We start from the raw sequence: 17,520 nt of genomic DNA, 5'->3' as shown, positions 1-17,520 counted from the left end.
CGCGCGACGCCGGCGTGCGGGCCGGGCAGCTGGTCGCCCGGCTGCTGCTGGGCCTGCGCACCGGCGACGGCTCGGCGGCCGTCCCGCCGGTGCGCCCGCCGGGCACCCGGCCCGGCCAGTACCGGCCGACGCCGCCCGCCTTCGCGCCCGCCGCGTTCACGCACTGGGGCGCGGTGACGCCGTTCGTGCTGGACCGCGCGGACCGGTTCCGCCCGGGCCCGTACCCGGCGTTGGCGAGCGCGCGGTACGCGAAGGCGCTGAACGAAGTCGCGGCGGCCGGGCGGGACACGAGCACCACCCGCACCGCCGACGGGACGGAGCAGGCCAAGTTCTGGGCGGCGCCGATCTGGAACTACTGGAACGAGATCGCCCAATCGGTGGTGGGTGGCTCACGCAGCGGGCTGGTGGGCGCGGCGCGGGTGTTCGCGCGGCTGAACCTGGCGTTCGCGGACGCGGTGATCGCGTTCTACGAAGCGAAGTACCACTACGGGATCTGGCGCCCGCTCACGGCGGTCCGCCTGGCCGGCGACGACGGAAACCCGGCCACCGAGGCGATCGCGGACTGGTCGAGCCTGGCGACGACGCCGGCCGACCCGGCCTATCCCGGCGCGCACAGCGTGATTTCGCAGGCGGGGGCGTTGGTGCTGCGGCAGGAGTACGGGCCGCGGTGGCCGCTCGCGGTGAGCTCGGAAGCGCTGCCCGGCGTGGTCCGGCGGTTCGGGACGTTCCAGGCGGTCGCCGACGAGGCCGGGCTCAGCCGGATCGTGGCGGGCGTGCACACCCGGCTCGACCACGAAGCCGGCCGGCAGCTGGGGCTCGACGTGGCGGAGTTCGTGCTCCGGTCGTGAGGAACCCCTCAGGCGCGGGCGTCGAGCTGGGCCACCGCCCGCGCCAGCTCCTGTTCGAGGTGCTTGGCGTAGCCGTCGGCGGACTGCCAGGCACGCTCGGCTTCGGCGCGTGCCGCCAGCGCGGCGGCGAGGTCGTGCTCGAGTTCGCCGAACAGCGACTCGCGGTGGCGGGCGTGGCTGACGGCGACGGTGAAGTCCTCGTCCCGCGGGTCGAAGGAGACCGCGATGAGGCCGTCGCCGCTGAAAGATTCGCCGACGGAGTGCTCCGCGATGACGTGGGCGCCGGCGTCGAGCAGGGTCCGGAGGGCGTTCTGGTGGGTGAGCGGGTCACCGGAGATCGTGTGGTGGTGCGTCGAGACGACCAGGAACCGCACCCGGCCCGCTTCGAGGTCGCCGCGGGCGCGGTCGAGCAGGAGGGTCTCGGCGCCCTGGACGTCCGCCAGGACGAGATCGGCCCGGGGAAGATCCATTGCGGCCAGCAGGGACGCGAGGTCGTGCTGGGCGACGGTGTACGTCCGGCCGTCGCTCTCGGCCGCGAAGGCCAGCGGTTCCCCGGGCCGGTCGCCGATCGCGGCCTGGACGAACCGCACGCGGTCGCCGTAGCCGTTGAGCGCGGCGTTGCGGCGGCCGACCTCGAGGTAGGCGGGATCCGGTTCGAGGGCGACGGCGCGGCCAGTCGGGAAAGCGTGGCAGAACCAGAGGCCGTAGTACGTCCAGAAGCTGCCGAACTCGAGCATGACCGGGTCGCCGCCGTCGGCGGCCAGCCGCTCGACGATCCGGTGGAAGACCAGTTCTTCCTGCGGTTCGTGGTGGCCGCGCAGCACGCGGATGATCTCGGTCATCCAGGCGCCGTAGTAGCCGCCTTCCTCGACGAGCAGGCCGTTGTGCATGACCTGCACCCGCCCGCCCTCGTGGTCGCGGCTTTCGCCGGCGTGCTCGACCTTGGGGATGCCGTCCGCGTCCGGGCACCCCGCGGTCGCCCGCATCCGCCGGGCCAGCGCCGGCTCGAAACCGGCCACCTCGGGAACGACCCGCGCCACGAGACCTCCAAGACGACAGCAGCGAGAGCCCGACCCTAGAGCGCGCCGCGGGCGAACCTTGCGGCGGGCGGAAACATGCCGTTGCTGAAATTTTATAGATACAATAGGTTGGCGGCGATTCGTCTGAAACGTCCGTCGACCCTGGGGGAGAGACCATGCCCGTTCTTGTCATCGGCGCGTACGGCAACGTCGGCAGCCAGGTCGCGGCCGGGCTGGTGGCTGCCGGGGCCGAGGTCCGGGGCACCAGCCGGACGCCGAAACCCGGTGGGGGGCCCGAAGGCGTCGAGGTGGTGCGGCTCGACCTCGGCGAGCCCGCGTCCCTGCCCGCGGCGCTCGAAGGCGTCGAAAAAGTCTTTCTGTACGCCAACCCCGAGCGCATCGGGGACTTCGTCGGCGCCGCGGAAAAAGCCGGCGTGCAGCACGTCGTCCTGTTGTCCTCCACCGCTGTCGTCGAGCCCGCCGCGCGCAACAGCCGGGCCGGGCAGCTGCACGCCGCCGTCGAGGAAGCCCTGCAGGCGTCCGGGCTCGGCTGGACCTTCCTGCGGCCGACCACGTTCGCCTCGAAGCAGCTGCACTGGGGGCCGAAGGTCCGGGCCGGGGAAGTGCTGCGGATCCCGTTCCTGCAGGTGCGGACGGCCACCATCCACGAGCGTGACATCGCCGACGTCGCCGTCCGCGCCCTGACCGGCGAAGGCCACGAAGGCCAGGCCTACTGGCTGACCGGGCCGCAGGCCCTCAGCCAGCAGGAGCACATCGAGGCGATCGGCGCGGCCGTCGGGCGGGAGATCGAGGTCGTCGACCTCGCCCCGGAGGACGCCGAGCCGAAGCTGCCCGAGTTCTACGTCCGGGCGATGACCGCGGCGCTGGGCGCGGAGGTCGTCGTGACGTCCACCGTCGAGGAGGTCACCGGGAAGCCGGCCCGCTCCTTCCGGGAGTGGGCGCAGGACCACGTCGAGGCGTTCAGCTGACCCCGACGGCGCTGAAGGAGCCTAGGCCGGGCTCGATGAGCTCGGCCGCGCGCCGGACGTCCGCCATCACCGCGCGGTGGATCTCCTCCGGCGCGCTGTCCGCGTGGAGGTGCCGGCGCAGGCTGTAGAACTGCACGCGCCACAGCCCGATCAGCGCGGCGGCCACGATCTGCGGCTCCGGGTCGTCCACCGCGCACCCGGCCCGCGCGGCCAGCACCTCCGCGGCCACGCTGATGAAGCGGTCCGTCATGTCGTTGCGGTGCGCGCGCAGGGACGGCGTGGCGCGGATCAGGTCACCGAAGCGCCGGTGCGCGGCGATCGCCACGGCCCGGTCCTCGGCCGCGCTGAGCGACGCCTGCATGTCGTCCAGCTCCGCGGTGAGGATGCGCAGTGCGCCCTCGGCCGGCGAAGTGTCCGGGTCGGCCAGCTCCGTGCGCAGCGCCGTCACCGTCCCTTCGAGACGGTCGAGGACCAGCGCTTCCTTGGTCGGGAAGTAGTTGAAGACGGTCTTCTCCGACACTCCGCAGGCCTCGGCCACCTCGGCGACCCGCACCGAGTCGAAGCCGCGCTCCAGGAACATCTTCGCCGCCGTGCTGGCCAGCTGGTGCCGCATGAGCCGCTTCTTGCGCTCGCGGAGTCCCTCACCTCTGGTCTGCTCCGGTCCGGTCATGCGCGGCAGTCTACTGCAGTCGTGGAAAAACTTCTGCCACCGAATCTTTGCCGCAACTGAAGCTGAAACCGACCGCCGGGACTTCTACTCACGTTGGTGATGGTTGGCCGCGGCGACGGCGGCAAAACTGACCAGGCGGACGGAACGCAGGCGGCCGAAGGGGACAGGATGACCACGGTTTCTCTGCGGCTGAGGGACCATTCGTACGACGTGCTCATCGGTCCGGGCGTGCGGACGGCGCTCGCCGGGATCATCCGGCGGCTCGGCGCCGAGCGCGCCGTCGTCGTCTCGGCTCGCCCACCGGAGTCGGTGCCCGATCCCGGCGTGCCCAGCCTCGTGCTGCCCGCCCGGGACGGCGAACACGACAAGACGCTCGCCACTGTCGAGGCGCTGTGCGGCGAGTTCGCCCGGTTCGGGCTGACCCGGTCCGACGTCGTCGTCTCGTGCGGCGGCGGCACCACCACCGACGTCGTCGGGCTCGCGGCCGCGCTGTACCACCGAGGCGTGCGGGTGATCCACCTGCCCACTTCGCTGCTGGCCCAGGTGGACGCCAGCGTCGGCGGGAAGACGGCGGTGAACCTGCCCGCCGGCAAGAACCTCGCCGGCGCGTACTGGCAGCCCAGCGCGGTGCTGTGCGACACCGACTACCTGGCGACCCTGCCGCGGCGGGAAATGCTGAGCGGGCTCGGCGAGATCGCCCGCTGCCACTTCATCGGCGCGCCGGACCTGCGGGGGCGCACCCTGCCCGAGCAGATCACCGCCAGCGTGACCCTCAAGGCCCGGATCGTCGAGGCGGACGAGCGCGACACCGGCCTGCGGCACCTCCTCAACTACGGCCACACCTTGGGCCACGCGGTGGAAAAGGCGTCGGGTTACGCCGTCCGCCACGGCGAGGCGGTGGCCATCGGCACGGTCTTCGCCGGCCGGCTCGCCGGCGCCCTCGGCCGCATCGGACCGGACCGGGTCGCCGAGCACCTCGACGTCGTGCGGCACTACGGGCTGCCCACCGCCCTGCCGGCCGAAGCCGAGACCGCCGACCTGATCCGGTTGATGCGCCACGACAAGAAGGCGATCCACGGGCTCGCGTTCGTCCTCGACGGACCGGACGGCGCGGCGCTGGTGGACGACGTCGCGCCGGAGGTGGTCGCGGACGTGCTGGCGCGGATGCCGCGAACGCCCGTCGCCGACCTCGTCGGACCGTCGGCTGGGGTTCGTCGATGACCCACATTCACCCGCTGGACGGCGTCCTCGCCGGGCGGCTGGCCGCGGCGTTGCGCAAACCGGCGGCGCAGCAACCGCTTTGGCGCGATCCGCGCCGGGCCCGGGACGTCGTGGCGGCCCTGGGCCGGGCCGGGCCGATCGTCACGCCGGAGGAGACCGCGCGGCTGTCCCGGCAGCTGGCCGCGGTCGCTCGCGGCGAGGCCTTCCTGCTGCAAGGCGGCGACTGCGCCGAGACCTTCGCCGACAACACCGAAGCACACCAGCGCGGCAACCTCCGGACGCTGGCGCGGATGGCCGGGGTGCTCGCACAGCGGGCCGGGCTGCCGGTCGTCAAGATCGCGCGGATGGCCGGCCAGTACGCCAAGCCCCGGTCCCAGACCGTCGACGCGCACGGCCTGCCCGTCTACCGCGGCGACATGGTCAACTCGGCCGAAGCCACGGCCGCGGCGCGGACCCCCGACCCCGACCGGATGCTGCGCGCGCACGCCGGCGCCGCCGAGACGATGGCGCTCGTGCGCGAGTTCCGCCGCAGCGGCGCGGACGAAGGCGACATCTACGTCAGCCACGAGGCGCTCCTGCTCGACTACGAACGCTCGCAGCTGGGGGTGGACACCACCGGGCCGGAGCCGCGCCTGGCCAGCGGGCTGGGCCACTTCCTGTGGATCGGCGAGCGCACCCGCCAGCTCGACGGCGCCCACATCGCGTTCGCGGAGCTGCTGGCCAACCCCATCGGCGTCAAGATCGGCCCGTCGACGACCCCGGAGCAGGCGGTCGAATACGTGCGCCGGCTCGACCCGCACGGCGAGCCCGGGCGCGTCACGCTGGTCAGCCGGATGGGGCACGCCCTGGTCCGGGAGGTGCTGCCGCCGATCGTCGAAAAGGTCACCGCCTCCGGCTCTTCGGTGATCTGGCAGTGCGATCCCATGCACGGCAACACCTACCTGTCGGCGAACGGCTACAAGACGCGCCACTTCCGGCGGATCGTCGACGAGCTCACCGGCTTCTTCGAAGTGCACCGGCAGCTGGGCACCCATCCGGGCGGCATCCACGTGGAGGTCACGGGCGACGACGTCACCGAGTGCCTCGGCGGGGCCCCGGCCATCGCGGAGGCGGACCTGCCGGCCCGGTACGAGACGGCTTGCGACCCCCGCCTGAACGCCGGGCAGGCGATGGGGCTCGCCCACTCGGTCGCGGAACTGGTCGCGCGGTCCCGGACGACCGGGCTCCGCAACGGGAGGTCACTGTGAAGATCGTTTTCTCCAACCTGTCCGCCTTCGGGCACGCCTACCCGTTGGTGCCGCTGGCCCTCGCCGCCCGGGACGCCGGGCACGACGTCCTCTACGCCACCGACGAGCAGATCCACCCGATGCTGCACCAGCTCGGGTTCCCCGTCGCGACGGTCGGCATGCCGATCCGCGCGGCCTTCGCCGAGGTGTTCGCGGAGACCGAGGCGGAGATCGGGAAGCTGCCCTGGCAGGAGTGGCTCGAACCCGAGGTCCGCACGTTCAACGAGGTGCTTCCCCGCCGGTTCGCCACCGACCTGCTGCCGGTGCTGCGCGCCGAACGGCCCGACCTGGTGGTGTACGAAGTGGGCAACCCGGGCGCCGGGCTGGCCGCGCGCCGCCTGGGCATTCCCGCCGTGTGCCACTCGTTCGGCCGGGCCGGGGCGGTCGACCGGGGCGAGCAGTGGCGGAAGCGCTGCATGGAACTGCTGCGCAAGGTCGCCGGCGAAATCGGCGCGGAGCTGCCCGAGGAGTACTTCCGGGGCGACCACTACCTGGACATCTGCCCGCCTTCGTTGCAGGAGCCGAGTTTCGCGGCCTACCCGGCCCGGGTGCCGCTGCGGCCGGTGCAGTTCAGCGAGCCCGGCGAGCTGCCGGCGATCGTCACGGCCGAGCGGAAGCGGCCGCTGGTCTACCTGACGCTGGGCACGGTGGTCGGCACGGTGCCCGCCCTGCGCGCCGCCGTCGACGGGTTGTCCACATTGGACGTCGACGTGCTGGTGGCCGCCGCCGGGCCGAAGGTTTCGGTCGACGAGTTCGGCGAGCTGCCCGCGAACGTCCACCTCGAACGCTGGGTGCCGCAGGCGGACGTCCTGCCGCTGGTCGACCTGGCCGTGCACCACGGCGGCTCCGGGACCAGCCTGGGCGCGGCCGCCGCCGGGGTGCCCCAGCTGTTCCTGCCGGTGGCGTTCGACATGTTCCTCAACGCCGGCGCGGTGTCCGCGGCCGGCGCCGGGCGGACGTTGCTGCCCGAGGGCGTCGAACGGGTCGACGACCGCCGCCGCTCCGACGTCGTCGCCGCCGCGGCCGTCGCCGAGGCGGCCGGCGAGCTGCTGCACGACACCGACGTCCGGCAGGCGGCCAAGGCCGTCGCCGAGGAGATCGCCGCCATGCCGAGTCCCGCGGAAGTCGCGGCGCGGCTGCCCGAGCTGGCCTCGTCGTGAGCTCCGAGCACTTCAAGGCCGTCGAGCCGCTGGTCGCCGTCGCGGCGGGCAGTGAGGCCGACGTCTTCGCGGCTGTGGATCAGATCGGCTTCGCGGACGCCGCCGCCTGCCTGTTCACCGAATGGGCCGACCGCTGCGCGCCGCTCTCGCTGCCCGAAGAGCTGGCGCTGCACGTCCGGCTGGACTGGCGCGACGAGTCCCGCGACCACGGTTTCGTGTTCGGCCCGGCCGGGATGACGGCCACGCCGGGTGTCCCGGCCGCGGCCGCCGCCCGCGTCGGCATCTCGCTGGTGCACCTGGTGCGGCTGCTGTTCGGCCCCGCGCACCTGCGGGAGTCCGCGCGCTGGACCCACCGCATGCTGCCGGAGAACCCCGAGCTGCCGGGGCGCGACGCACCGCGGCTCACCCCGGACAACGATCCGCGGCCGCCGATCGGGCGCGCCACCCAGGCGTTGCTCGGCGTCCGGCAGGCACCGGCGCTCGAGGACCTCGCCGTGCGCTTCGGCTCCGACAAGTGGGGCAGCGCGCACTGGTACACCCCGCACTACGCGCGGCACTTCGGGCCCTGGCGGGACGAACCCGTGCGGCTGCTCGAAATCGGCATCGGCGGCTTCGGCGACTCGGGCTACGAGGGTGGCTCGCTGCACATGTGGCAGCACTACTTCCCGCGTGGCCTGGTGTTCGGGGTGGACATCACCGAGAAGAAGGTGACGGGGAGCCGGATCCGCACGTTCCGCGGCGACCAGAACGACCCGGAGTTCCTGGCCCGGCTCGCGGCCGAGCACGGCCCGTTCGACATCGTCATCGACGACGGCAGCCACCGGAACGACCACGTGCTCACCTCGTTCGACGCGCTGTTCCCGCACGTGCGCGACGGCGGCCTCTACGTCATCGAGGACCTGCAGTCGTCCTACTGGACGCGGTTCGGCGGCACACCCGACGGCACCGGCGCGACGACGGTGAGCAAGCTCAAGACCCTCATCGACGGCCTGCACCACCAGGAACACCGGCTGGGCAGCACCGCCGTTGAACGGAACGTCACCGAGCTGCACTTCTACCACAACATCGCCTTCATCAGGAAAGAGGTCAACGATGAGTGCGGCCCCGCATGGCTACGCCGGTTCGGCATCGACCCTCGATAGCACGCACCGGTACCTCGACCTCCTGAAGCGGACGTTGCTGAACACCATCTACCGCGACCGGTCGTTCGCGAGCTTCAAGGTGCAGCCGGACGGCAAGCGGCTGCCGGGCGGCGGCCTCGGCGGGCAGGCACTCGAGTTCGACGTCGAAGCCCGCGAGACGGGCGTGGACTGGCCGACGGTGGCGCACACGATGGTGGGCCGCCACCGCCTCGACAACCTGCACGAGTGCCTGGACCGCGTGCTGGCGGAAGAGATCCCGGGCGACGTGATCGAAACCGGCGCCTGGCGCGGCGGGGTGTGCATCTTCATGCGCGGTTTCTTCGCCGCGCACGGCCGCACCGATCGCACGGTGTGGGTGGCGGACTCGTTCGAGGGACTGCCGGCGCCGGAACGGATCGACGGCCCGGTGGCGGGCCGGTTCGACCTCGCCGCGGTCAACGACACGGTGCTGTCGGTGAGCCTCGAAGAGGTCCAGGAGAACTTCCGCCGCTACGACCTGCTCGACGACCAGGTGCGGTTCCTCCCGGGCTGGTTCGCCGACACCCTCCCGAAGGCCCCGATCGACCGCCTGTCGGTGCTGCGCATGGACGGCGACTGGTACGGGTCCACAATGGACGCATTGGTGAACCTGTACCCGAAGCTGTCGCCGGGTGGGTTCGTGATCGTGGACGACTACCGGATGATCGAGGGGTGCCGGCGGGCGGTGGACGAGTTCCGCGCGGAGCACGGGATCGTGGACGAGATCCGGGAGATCGACGGCTCCGGAGTGTTCTGGCGGCGGGGCTAGCGGTCCGAGGTCGGCCGAGGCCCCGGCTCTCAAGCGCCCCAATGTGGCGTTGGGTGCGTTGGATGCACCGAACGCCACATTGGGTGCGTTGGACGCACCCAACGCCACATTGGGGCGTCAGGGATGGCGGGCGAGTAGTGCGGTCAGGGCCTGTGCCGGTGAGTTCATCGCCGCGATCTCCGCCGCCACCTCACGAGCCGCCCGGCCGAACGAGGGCTTCTCGAACACCCGCCGTGCCGCTGCTCCCGCCCAGGTCGCGTCCGCGATCGTCCGTGCCGCGCCGCGCTCCTCCGCTCGTGCCGCGTTGGACGGCTGGTCCGCCAGCACCGGGTACAGCACCGTCGGCACCCCCGCCGCCAGCGTGGCCAGCAACGTCCCGGTGCCCGCCGCGCCGATCACCACATCCACTTCCGGCAGCAACGTCCGCAGTGGTGTGAAGCCGATCGCGTGCACCCGCGGGCCCGTGCGCACCCGGTCCGGCGCCGCCGTGACCAGTACGTCGAAACCCGCTTTCGCGACCGACTCGGCGATCGCCGACACCAGGGCCGGATCGTTGACGCTCGTGCCCATCGTCACCAGCGCGCGGGGCATGCCCTCCGGACGCGGTGGGACCGGGTGGCCGGTGGACTGCCCCGCCGTCCCGTCCGGGCGGATCGGGATCCGGTCCGGCGGCACCGCGGTGTCCGCCGGCCGGCGCAGGGAGTCCGGGAACGGGTCCAGCACCGCGAGCCGGTCTCGGGGCTTCAGGGCGCGCGACGCGTGCTGGCCGTCGGCCCGGGCTCGGAACGGCTCGGTGAACTCGGGTGGCATCGGCGCGCAGACCGCGTGTTCCGCCCACGGGACGTCCAAGTGGGCCGCCAGCAGCGGGATCACCACGTCCAGCTCTTCGCCCACCAGCAGGTCCGGCTCGTGCCGCGCCGCCTCCGCGAGCGCTTCGTCCCACGTGAGGTCGACTCTGGTGCCCGCCAGCAGCTCCGCGGCTCCCGGGCCGAGCGTGCGGGCCGAGCCGACGCGCCGCAGGTTCTCCGTGATGACCTCGGGTAGGGGCGGCCCGGCCGCGAGCAGGCGGCGGCCGCCGAGGTGCGGCGTCATCGACGACGCGGTCAGGAACGCGACGTCGTGACCCGCCTCGGCCGCCGCGTCCGCCAGCGGCAGCAGGGGCAGGACGTGGCCCGTAGCGGGGTTGGCCCCGAACAGGATCCTCATGGCAGCGAAGGAACGGACAGGCGGCCGCGCAGGAGCTGCGCGATCCGCTCGGTGTGGTCGGCCAGGTAGAAGTGCCCGCCGGGCAGCACCACGATGTCGGACGGCCCCCTCGTGTGCCCGGCCCAGGCCTGCGCCTCCTCCGACGACACCAGCGTGTCGCGGTCGCCGTTGAGCACCGTGACCGGGCAGTCCAGGACGGCGACCGGGTCGTGCCGGTAGGTCTCCACCGCGCGGTAGTCGTTGCGGAACAACGGAAGCACCATCGACTGGATCTCCGGGTCGTCGAGCAGCTCCGAACCGGGCCCGCCGAGCCGGCGGACGTGGGCCAGGACGTCGCGGTCGGACATCAGGTGGAACCGGTCGTCCCGGTACCGCGACGGCGCCCGGCGGCCCGAGGCGAACAGGTGCGCCGGCCCGGCGTCCCCCATCCGCAGCGCGACTTCGTAGGCCAGCAACGCGCCCATGCTGTGGCCGAACAGGACGACCGGCTGGCCGTCCAGCAGCGCCACCGCGTCGGCGACGCGGTCGGCCAGCTCGCCGAGGCTGTCGATGTTCGGCTCGTGGCGGCGGTCCTGACGGCCCGGGTACTGCACGGCCAGCACGTCGATCGCGGGGGCCAGCGCCCGCGCGAGCGGGAAGTAGAAGCTGGCCGACCCGCCCGCGTGCGGCAGGCAGACCAGCGCCGTCGCCGCGTCGTCGGCCGGGCGGAAGCGGCGCAGCCAGGTCCGGAACAGCGCCGATGACTCCGACATGGGTCTCCTCTAGCTTCGGTGTGCGGGCTGGGCGTCACACAGGTGCAGCAGGGCGCGGGCGGCCAGGCGGTAGCCGAACGCGCCGAGGCCGACGACGACCCCGCCGGCCAGCGGGGCCAGGATCGACTCGTGGCGGAACTGCTCGCGCGCCCAGACGTTGCTCAGGTGCACCTCGATCCACGGCGCGGGGTAGGCGGCGAGTGCGTCGCGCAGGCTCCAGCCGGCCATCATCAGCGCGCCCGGGTTGACGATCGCGCCGACGGTCGACTTCCGGTGCGCGTGCACCGCCTGGACCAGGTTGCCTTCGTGGTCGTCCTGGATCGGGACGACCTCCCAACCGGCCTCGGCCACCTCCTCGGCGACGGCCTTCGCGATGTCGTCCACGGTGTCGTAGCCGTAGATCTCCGGTTCGCGGTCGCCGAGGATCCCGAGGTTGGGCCCGTTGAGCAGGAGCACGGTGGTCACGAGGTGAATCTCCTTACGCGAAGGGGTGAGTCAGCAGACCGGCCCGCCGGCGACGTGGATGACCTGGCCGGACACGAACGACGCGCGGTCGCTCGCCAGGAAGGCCACCACTTCGGCGATGTCCTCGGGCTGCCCGACCCGCCGCAGCGGGATCGTGGCCGCGGCCCGCGCCTGGTGCTCCTCGACCGTGGCGCCCGCCTGGGCCGCCAGGGCCGCGGTCATCTCGGTGGCCACGTACCCGGGCGCCACGGCGTTGACCGTGACGTTCAGCGGGCCGAGTTCGAAGGCCGTGGTCTTGGTCAGGCCCTCGATGCCAGCCTTCGCCGCCGAGTAGTTGGCCTGGCCGGCGTTGCCGACCGCGGCGATGCTCGAGAGGTTCACCACCCGGCCCCAGCCGAGCTTGGCCATGTGCTCGGCGACCGCCTGCGTCATCAGGAACGTGCCGCGCAGGTTCACGTTGACGACCTGGTCCCAGTCGGCGGGCGAGAGGGCGTAGAGCATGTTGTCCCGCGTGACACCGGCGTTGTTCACCAGGATGCCGGGCAGCCCGAACTTCTCGGCGACCTCCTCGACCGCCTCGCCGACCGAATCGGCGTCGCTGACGTCGACGCCGACCGCGATGGCCTGCCCGCCGGCCCGTTCGAGCTCGGCGGCGGCGCTCTTGGCGGCCACCGGGTCGAGGTCGAGAACGGCGACGCCGACGCCGTCCTCGACCAGCCGGCGCGCCACCGCGGCGCCGATGCCCCGGGCCGCGCCGGTGACGATGGCTACCCGGTTCACGCCGGCGTCAGCTTCACCGGCAGGGAGCTCATGCCGTGCAGGATGCTGGAGTAGATCCAGCTCTCCTCGCCGGTCTGCTCCGCGGACGCCACGTGCGTGCGCAGCGAGTCGAGGATCTCCTCCACCTCGATGCGCGCCAGCGTGTGGCCCAGGCAGATGTGCGAGCCGAAGGCGAAGGTGAGGTGCTTGTTCGGCTTGCGGTCCAGGACGAACCGGTCCGGGTCGGCGAAGACCTCGGGATCCCGGTTGGCCGAAGAGATCCAGACGCTGACGATGTCGCCCTTCTTGACCTGCTGGCCGTTCACCGTGGTGTCGCCGGTGGCCATCCGGCCGCCGTGCAGCGACGGCACGGTCCAGCGCAGCACCTCGTTGGCCGCGGTGTCGAGGCCGACGGTGCCGTCCTTGAGCGCCTGCCACTGGTCCGGCCACTCGATCAGCGCCTGCATGCCACCGGAGATGGCGTGCCGGCCGGTTTCGTCGCCGCCGATCATCAGCCCGTAGCAGTTGGACATCAGGTCCGCGTCGCTCAGCGGCTTGTCGCCGACGTGGCAGTTGGCCAGCAGGCTGACGACGTCGTCGGAGTCGTTGCTGCCGCGGCGGGTGTGCGCCAGGTCGGCGAAGTAGAGCAGGATCTCGCTCTTGGCCTCCCAGCTCTCCTGCGGCGGGGCGTCGGCGTAGTCGGAGCTCCACGCGTGCGAGGTGAGGCTCAGCAGGTGGCGGCGGTCGGCCTCGGGCACGTCCATCAGGCCGCAGATCGCGCCCAGGGGGACGCTCGCCGAGACGTCGTGGACGAAGTCGGACTCGCCCTTCTCGATCGCGCCCAGGATCAGGTCGTCGATGGTGGCCCGGATCGCGTCGCGGATGGTCTTGAGCCGGCGCGGGGAGAACGCCGCGTTGAGCACGTTGCGCAGCTGAGTGTGCTTTTCGCCGTCGGTCACCGCGAGCATCGAGCCGGACGCCGAGTCGCCGCCGGTGAGCAGCGTCGCCAGCGCGTTGCCGCCCTCGGTGGTGAAGTACTCCTTGGCCTTGTAGACCGTCATCGCGTCGGCATGGCGGGTGAACACCCAGAAGCCGGGCTGGTCGCCCTTCGGCGGGTGCCAGTAGTGCGGCCGCTCTTCACGGAGCCGGCGCCACACCTCGGAGAGCTCGTTTTCGGCGTGCAGCACCGGATCCGCGAGGTCGAGGGAGTCGAGGAGGTCGGGATTCACGACGGGGCGGGTCATTTGCGGCCTTCCACGGGAGGAGTCGGGGTGGACGAGGTCGGCAACGAGGTCGCCACCGCGGCGAGGGCGCCGAGCGTGGGGTTGCCCATGATCTCCTTGGGGGACAGGGCCAACCCCGCTTCGCGGGCCCGCCGGATCAGCGAGATCGCCAGCATGCTGTCCCCGCCGAGGGCGAAGAAGTCGCTGTCGACGCCGACGTCGGTGGCGCCCAGCAGCTCCCCGAGGATGGCGGCGAGCGCGCGCTCCGCGGGGGTGCGCGGGGCTTGCGTGGCCGGCCCGTCGGATTCGGCGCCGTCCGGTTCGGGGAGGGCGGCCTGGTCGAGCTTGCCGTTCGGGGTCACCGGCAGCGCGCCGACGAGGACGAACGCCGTCGGCACCATGTGCTCCGGCAGCCGCAGGGCGGCCCGCTCACGCAGGTGCTCGCGGGTGGGTGTCGCGCCGTCGGCGGGCACGACCCAGGCGACCAGGCGGCTCCGGCCGCCGCGGTCCGCGCGCACGCCGACCACCGCGCGGGTGACCTCGGGCAGCTCTTCGAGCACCGCCGCCACTTCGCGGGGCTCGATCCGGAAGCCGCGCAGCTTGACCTGGTCGTCGGCCCGGCCGTGGAAGTCCAGGTTGCCGTCACCACGCCAGGAAGCGACGTCGCCGGTGCGGTACATCCGGCTTTCGGGCGGGCCGAACGGGTCCACGAGGAAGCGTTCGGCCGTCAGCTCGGGCCGGTTGAGGTAACCGCGGGCGACGCCGGAGCCCGCGACGTAGAGCTCGCCGCGGAACCCGGGTGGCACCGGCCGCAGCCCGGGGCCGAGGACGTAGACGCGGGCCCCGGCGATGGGCCGGCCGATCGGGGGCCGGCCGGCGCCGGTCAGCGCGTCGCTCTGCGTCGCGCAGACGGTGACTTCGGTGGGCCCGTAGGCGTTGACCATCCGGCGGTTCGCCGACCAGCGCGCGGCCAGCTCGGCGGGGCACTCCTCGCCCGCGCTGATCAGGCCGCGGAGCCCGGGCACCGCCGCGGGATCCATGCTGGACAACGCCACCGGCGGGAGGATCGCGTGGGTGATCCGCCGCTCGGTCAGCACCGCCGTCAGCGGATCCCCGGCCAGGGGCCCGGCCGGCGGCACCACGACCGTCGCGCCCGCGGTGAACGCGCCCATCAGCTCGGCGACGAACGCGTCGAAGCTCGGCGAAGCGAACTGCAGCATCCGCGCGGAGCTGTCGAGGCCCAGGCCGTCGCGCTTCGTCGCGGCGAGGTTCGCCAGCCCGGTGTGCGTGACCACGACACCCTTCGGCCGCCCGGTCGTGCCGGAGGTGTAGATGACGTACGCCGGATCGGTCAGGTCCGCGGTGACCCGCGGTGCCGCTCCGGGGGCCGGGTCGTCGACGTGGACGCGGGGCCACTCGCGCTCCGGCGGCAGGTCGGCCGACGTCGTCGTGCAGATCGCCACCGGGTCGCAGTCGGCCAGCATGGCCGCGATCCGCTCCTGCGGGTAGCCCGGGTCGACGGGCACGAAGGCCGCGCCGGTCCGGACGGTCGCCAGCAGCGCGGTGATCAGGTCCAGGGAGCGCGGCAGCATGAGCGCCACCAGCTTTCCGGGCGCGGCCCCCGCGCCGGCCAGCGCCGCCGCGAGCCGCCCGGCCCGGTCGTCGAGTTCGGCGTACGACGTCACGACACCGGCTTCGTCGACCGCCGGCCGCTCGGCGTGCTCGCCGGCCGCGTCCTGCCACAGCCGGCCCAGCGTCGCGGCGGGCTGCGGGGTCCGAGCCGAGTTCCACTCGGTCAGGACCAGGTGCCGGGTGTCCGCGTCGAGCAGGTCCGGCAGGCTGACGGGCTGGTCCGGCGCCTCGCGGACCGCGTCGACCAGGCGGACGGCCAGGTCGAGGAGCCGCTCGGCCGGTTCCGCGCCGATCCGCCGCGGGTCGGTGACCAGGGTGAGGACCAGCTCACCCGCTTCACGGCCGACTCGCAGCTCGGCCGTGGCCGGGGTGCCTGCGGCGTCGGCGAAGGTGACGGCGGTGTCGAACACCGTGTCCGCCGCGGCGTCGAGTTCGGCTCGCGCGCGCGGGCCCAGCCGGGCGTGCCCGGCCGAAGCGGTCACCGCGGCCTCGACGCGGGTCAGCACGGCGCCGATCTCGTCGTCGGGGGAGACGGCCACCACCAGCGGGTGGGCCCCGGTCCCGAAGACCACCGGGGAACCCGTGCCCAGGCGGTGCAGCAGCACTGCCCACGCCGTGAACAGCGTGGTCTCCGCGGCCGGGAACTCCGGAAGCCGCCGGACGAGCGTTTCGGCGGTGCCGTCACCCGGCCCGGCGAGCCGGTCGCGCAGCAAGGAGTCACCCTCGACGCCTGCCAGCGCCGACTGCCAGAACCGCGCGGCGAGCGCCTGCTCGCGCAGCAGGTTCCGGTCCGGCTTCGCCGCGCCCAGCAGGGGCAGCTCGGGCCGGACCTCGATGTCCATCGGGGCGTGGCGGTCACCGAGGGCGTCCGCCACGTATGCGCGCAGGTCGTCCGGACGCGGCGTGCAGCCGGACGCCGGCGTCACGACCGCGTGCACCAGCGCCAGGTGGTCTTCGTCCTCGAGCCCGAACACCGCGGCCTGCGCGACGTCGGCGTGTTCGAGCAGCACCCGCTCGACCGCTTCCGGGTAGACGCGAACGCCGTGTCCCTTGAGGACACCGCCGAGCCGGCCTTCCAGGGTCAGGTACCCGGCCGCGTCGAGCCGGCCGATGTCCCCGGTGTGCACCCAGCCGTCGCGGACGGTCCGGGCGGTCTGCTCCGGGTCGTTCCAGTAGTGGCTCATCGCCCAGCCACCGGACGAGCAGATCTCGCCCGCGACGCCCGCCGGGAGGACCCGGTCGTGGTCACGCGGGTCGCGGATGGTGATCCGGACGTTCGCCGGCGGCCGGCCGACCGTGCGGCGCAGGTCGGGGTCCAGGTGGTCCTGCGGGGTGAGCAGGCTGATCATGCCGGTTTCGCTCGTGCCGTAGACCTGGTGGAGCACCGGGCCGAGCGACTTGGCGGCGGCCGCCAGCCGTTCCGGCGCGGCCGGGCTGCCGGTGTAGAACACCTCGCGCAGGCTGGCGCGGTCGTGGTGGTCGAACGCGCGGTGCTCGGTGAGCTCGTTGACCTGGGGTGAGGCGAGGACGAGCCGGGTGACGCGGTGCCGTTCGACGGCGCGCAGCACGGCCTCGGCGTCGAACCCGTGGTGCAGCACGACACTGCCGCCCGCGATGATCGCGTCGTCGGCGGAGAACCCGCTGGAGTGGGTCAGCGACCCGGTGACCAGGCAGACCGCCGGCGGCGCCCCTTCGGCGGCCGCGGCCATTTCGTTCTTGACCGCGAACGGCCAGCTGATGCCCTTCGGCCGGCCCGACGAGCCGCTGGTGAACGTCACCACGGCGATCTCCGGCCGCTCGGCCGTCTCGTCGTCGAACGGGGTCTCCGGGGTCGCGATCACGTCGAGCACGTCCGCCCCGGCGGGGCCGGGGGCGGTGAGGGCGAACTCCGAGCCGGCCGTGGCGCGCAGCCAGCGTCCCCGCTCGAGGTTGTCCTGGTCCACCGCGAGCACCGCCGGCCGGAGATCGGCGAGGATCTCGGCCTGGACGCGCGGGCCCAGCTCGTCGTGCGGGTCCGCGGCGTTGATGCCGCGGATGTGGACCGCGGTCGCGCCCACGAGGTTCACCGCGTACCGGTAGACCAAAGTGGACGGTGTGTTCGGGTTGGTGAGCACGGCGACCGAGTCGCCGCGGCCGGCGCCGGCCGCGCGCAGCCACGCGGCGGTCGTGCGGATCGCCCGGGCGAGGCGCTCGGCCGAGAAGGGCTCGTCTCCGAGCGTGACGGGAATGGCGGCAGGATCGGCGTCGAGCCGGCCGAGGATCTGGCGGACGTAGTGGTCATGCCCCCGCAACGGTGCTCTCCAATGCAGCTCGACGATCGCGGCTCGGCCGCGAGGCCGGTCGCAGGCGCGGACCAGGCCG

General features: G+C 73.1%; 15 protein-coding genes. 7 read left to right on the top strand and 8 right to left on the bottom strand.

Annotated elements, in window-relative coordinates; genetic code table 11:
- The coding region (locus tag M8542_RS38835) for a vanadium-dependent haloperoxidase (protein ID WP_257925352.1) at positions 1–848 on the top strand (848 nt) is incomplete at its 5' end.
- 8 nt (positions 849–856) lie between these two features.
- Here M8542_RS38835 and M8542_RS38830 read toward each other — a convergent pair.
- Positions 857–1,888 (bottom strand): FkbM family methyltransferase, encoded by a 1,032-nt coding sequence (locus M8542_RS38830; protein WP_257925351.1) that lies wholly within the window; start codon positions 1,886–1,888, stop codon positions 857–859.
- 155 nt (positions 1,889–2,043) lie between these two features.
- On the opposite strand from M8542_RS38830, the gene M8542_RS38825 reads away from it, so the two are divergent.
- Positions 2,044–2,856, top strand: coding sequence for an SDR family oxidoreductase (locus M8542_RS38825; protein WP_257925350.1), 813 nt, complete (start codon positions 2,044–2,046; stop codon positions 2,854–2,856).
- Here M8542_RS38825 and M8542_RS38820 read toward each other — a convergent pair.
- Positions 2,849–3,526, bottom strand: coding sequence for a TetR family transcriptional regulator (locus tag M8542_RS38820; RefSeq protein WP_257925349.1), 678 nt, complete (start codon positions 3,524–3,526; stop codon positions 2,849–2,851). The genes M8542_RS38825 and M8542_RS38820 overlap by 8 nt on opposite strands.
- A 168-nt stretch (positions 3,527–3,694) precedes the next feature.
- Between M8542_RS38820 and M8542_RS38815 the strand changes: the two genes are divergently transcribed.
- The 5 genes from M8542_RS38815 to M8542_RS38795 are packed head-to-tail and all read left to right on the top strand — an operon-like array spanning position 3,695 to position 9,122.
- Positions 3,695–4,747, top strand: a complete 1,053-nt coding sequence (locus tag M8542_RS38815) for a 3-dehydroquinate synthase family protein (RefSeq protein WP_257925348.1) — start codon at positions 3,695–3,697, stop codon at positions 4,745–4,747.
- Entirely contained in the window at positions 4,744–5,994 is a 1,251-nt protein-coding gene (locus M8542_RS38810; protein ID WP_257925347.1) for a 3-deoxy-7-phosphoheptulonate synthase, read from the top strand. The genes M8542_RS38815 and M8542_RS38810 overlap by 4 nt, the downstream gene beginning before the upstream one ends.
- Positions 5,991–7,193 carry a glycosyltransferase gene (locus M8542_RS38805; protein ID WP_257925346.1) on the top strand — a complete coding sequence of 401 codons (1,203 nt, stop codon included), beginning with the start codon at positions 5,991–5,993 and terminating at the stop codon, positions 7,191–7,193. The genes M8542_RS38810 and M8542_RS38805 overlap by 4 nt, the downstream gene beginning before the upstream one ends.
- Complete coding sequence (locus M8542_RS38800) at positions 7,190–8,335, top strand: class I SAM-dependent methyltransferase (protein ID WP_257925345.1); 1,146 nt, start codon at positions 7,190–7,192, stop codon at positions 8,333–8,335. The genes M8542_RS38805 and M8542_RS38800 overlap by 4 nt, the downstream gene beginning before the upstream one ends.
- The gene (locus M8542_RS38795; RefSeq protein WP_257925344.1) at positions 8,286–9,122 is read left to right on the top strand and encodes a TylF/MycF family methyltransferase; all 837 of its coding nucleotides are present in this window, start codon (positions 8,286–8,288) and stop codon (positions 9,120–9,122) included. The genes M8542_RS38800 and M8542_RS38795 overlap by 50 nt, the downstream gene beginning before the upstream one ends.
- Positions 9,123–9,239: 117 nt before the next feature.
- Here the strand turns inward: M8542_RS38795 and M8542_RS38790 are convergent, their stop codons facing one another.
- Genes M8542_RS38790 through M8542_RS38765 form a run of 6 tightly spaced genes read right to left on the bottom strand, consistent with a single transcriptional unit; the run spans position 9,240 to position 17,450 of the window.
- Entirely contained in the window at positions 9,240–10,328 is a 1,089-nt protein-coding gene (locus M8542_RS38790; protein WP_257925343.1) for a glycosyltransferase, read from the bottom strand.
- Positions 10,325–11,080 carry a thioesterase II family protein gene (locus M8542_RS38785; RefSeq protein WP_257925342.1) on the bottom strand — a complete coding sequence of 252 codons (756 nt, stop codon included), beginning with the start codon at positions 11,078–11,080 and terminating at the stop codon, positions 10,325–10,327. Before M8542_RS38785 ends, M8542_RS38790 begins: the two co-directional genes overlap by 4 nt.
- 9 nt (positions 11,081–11,089) lie before the next feature.
- Entirely contained in the window at positions 11,090–11,545 is a 456-nt protein-coding gene (locus M8542_RS38780) for a type II 3-dehydroquinate dehydratase (RefSeq protein ID WP_257925341.1), read from the bottom strand.
- 30 nt (positions 11,546–11,575) lie between these two features.
- Complete coding sequence (gene fabG, locus M8542_RS38775; protein ID WP_257925340.1) at positions 11,576–12,325, bottom strand: 3-oxoacyl-ACP reductase FabG; 750 nt, start codon at positions 12,323–12,325, stop codon at positions 11,576–11,578.
- Positions 12,322–13,548, bottom strand: a complete 1,227-nt coding sequence (locus M8542_RS38770) for a cytochrome P450 (RefSeq protein WP_257925339.1) — start codon at positions 13,546–13,548, stop codon at positions 12,322–12,324. Before M8542_RS38770 ends, fabG begins: the two co-directional genes overlap by 4 nt.
- Complete coding sequence (locus M8542_RS38765; RefSeq protein ID WP_257925338.1) at positions 13,545–17,450, bottom strand: amino acid adenylation domain-containing protein; 3,906 nt, start codon at positions 17,448–17,450, stop codon at positions 13,545–13,547. Before M8542_RS38765 ends, M8542_RS38770 begins: the two co-directional genes overlap by 4 nt.
- Positions 17,451–17,520: the final 70 nt, after the last annotated feature.

Source organism: Amycolatopsis iheyensis (genome assembly GCF_024703995.1).
GTDB classification, from domain to species: Bacteria; Actinomycetota; Actinomycetes; order Mycobacteriales; family Pseudonocardiaceae; genus Amycolatopsis; species Amycolatopsis iheyensis.
The sequence above is the reverse complement of the archived record's forward strand: the minus strand, read 5'-3'. Positions and strand labels throughout refer to the sequence as shown.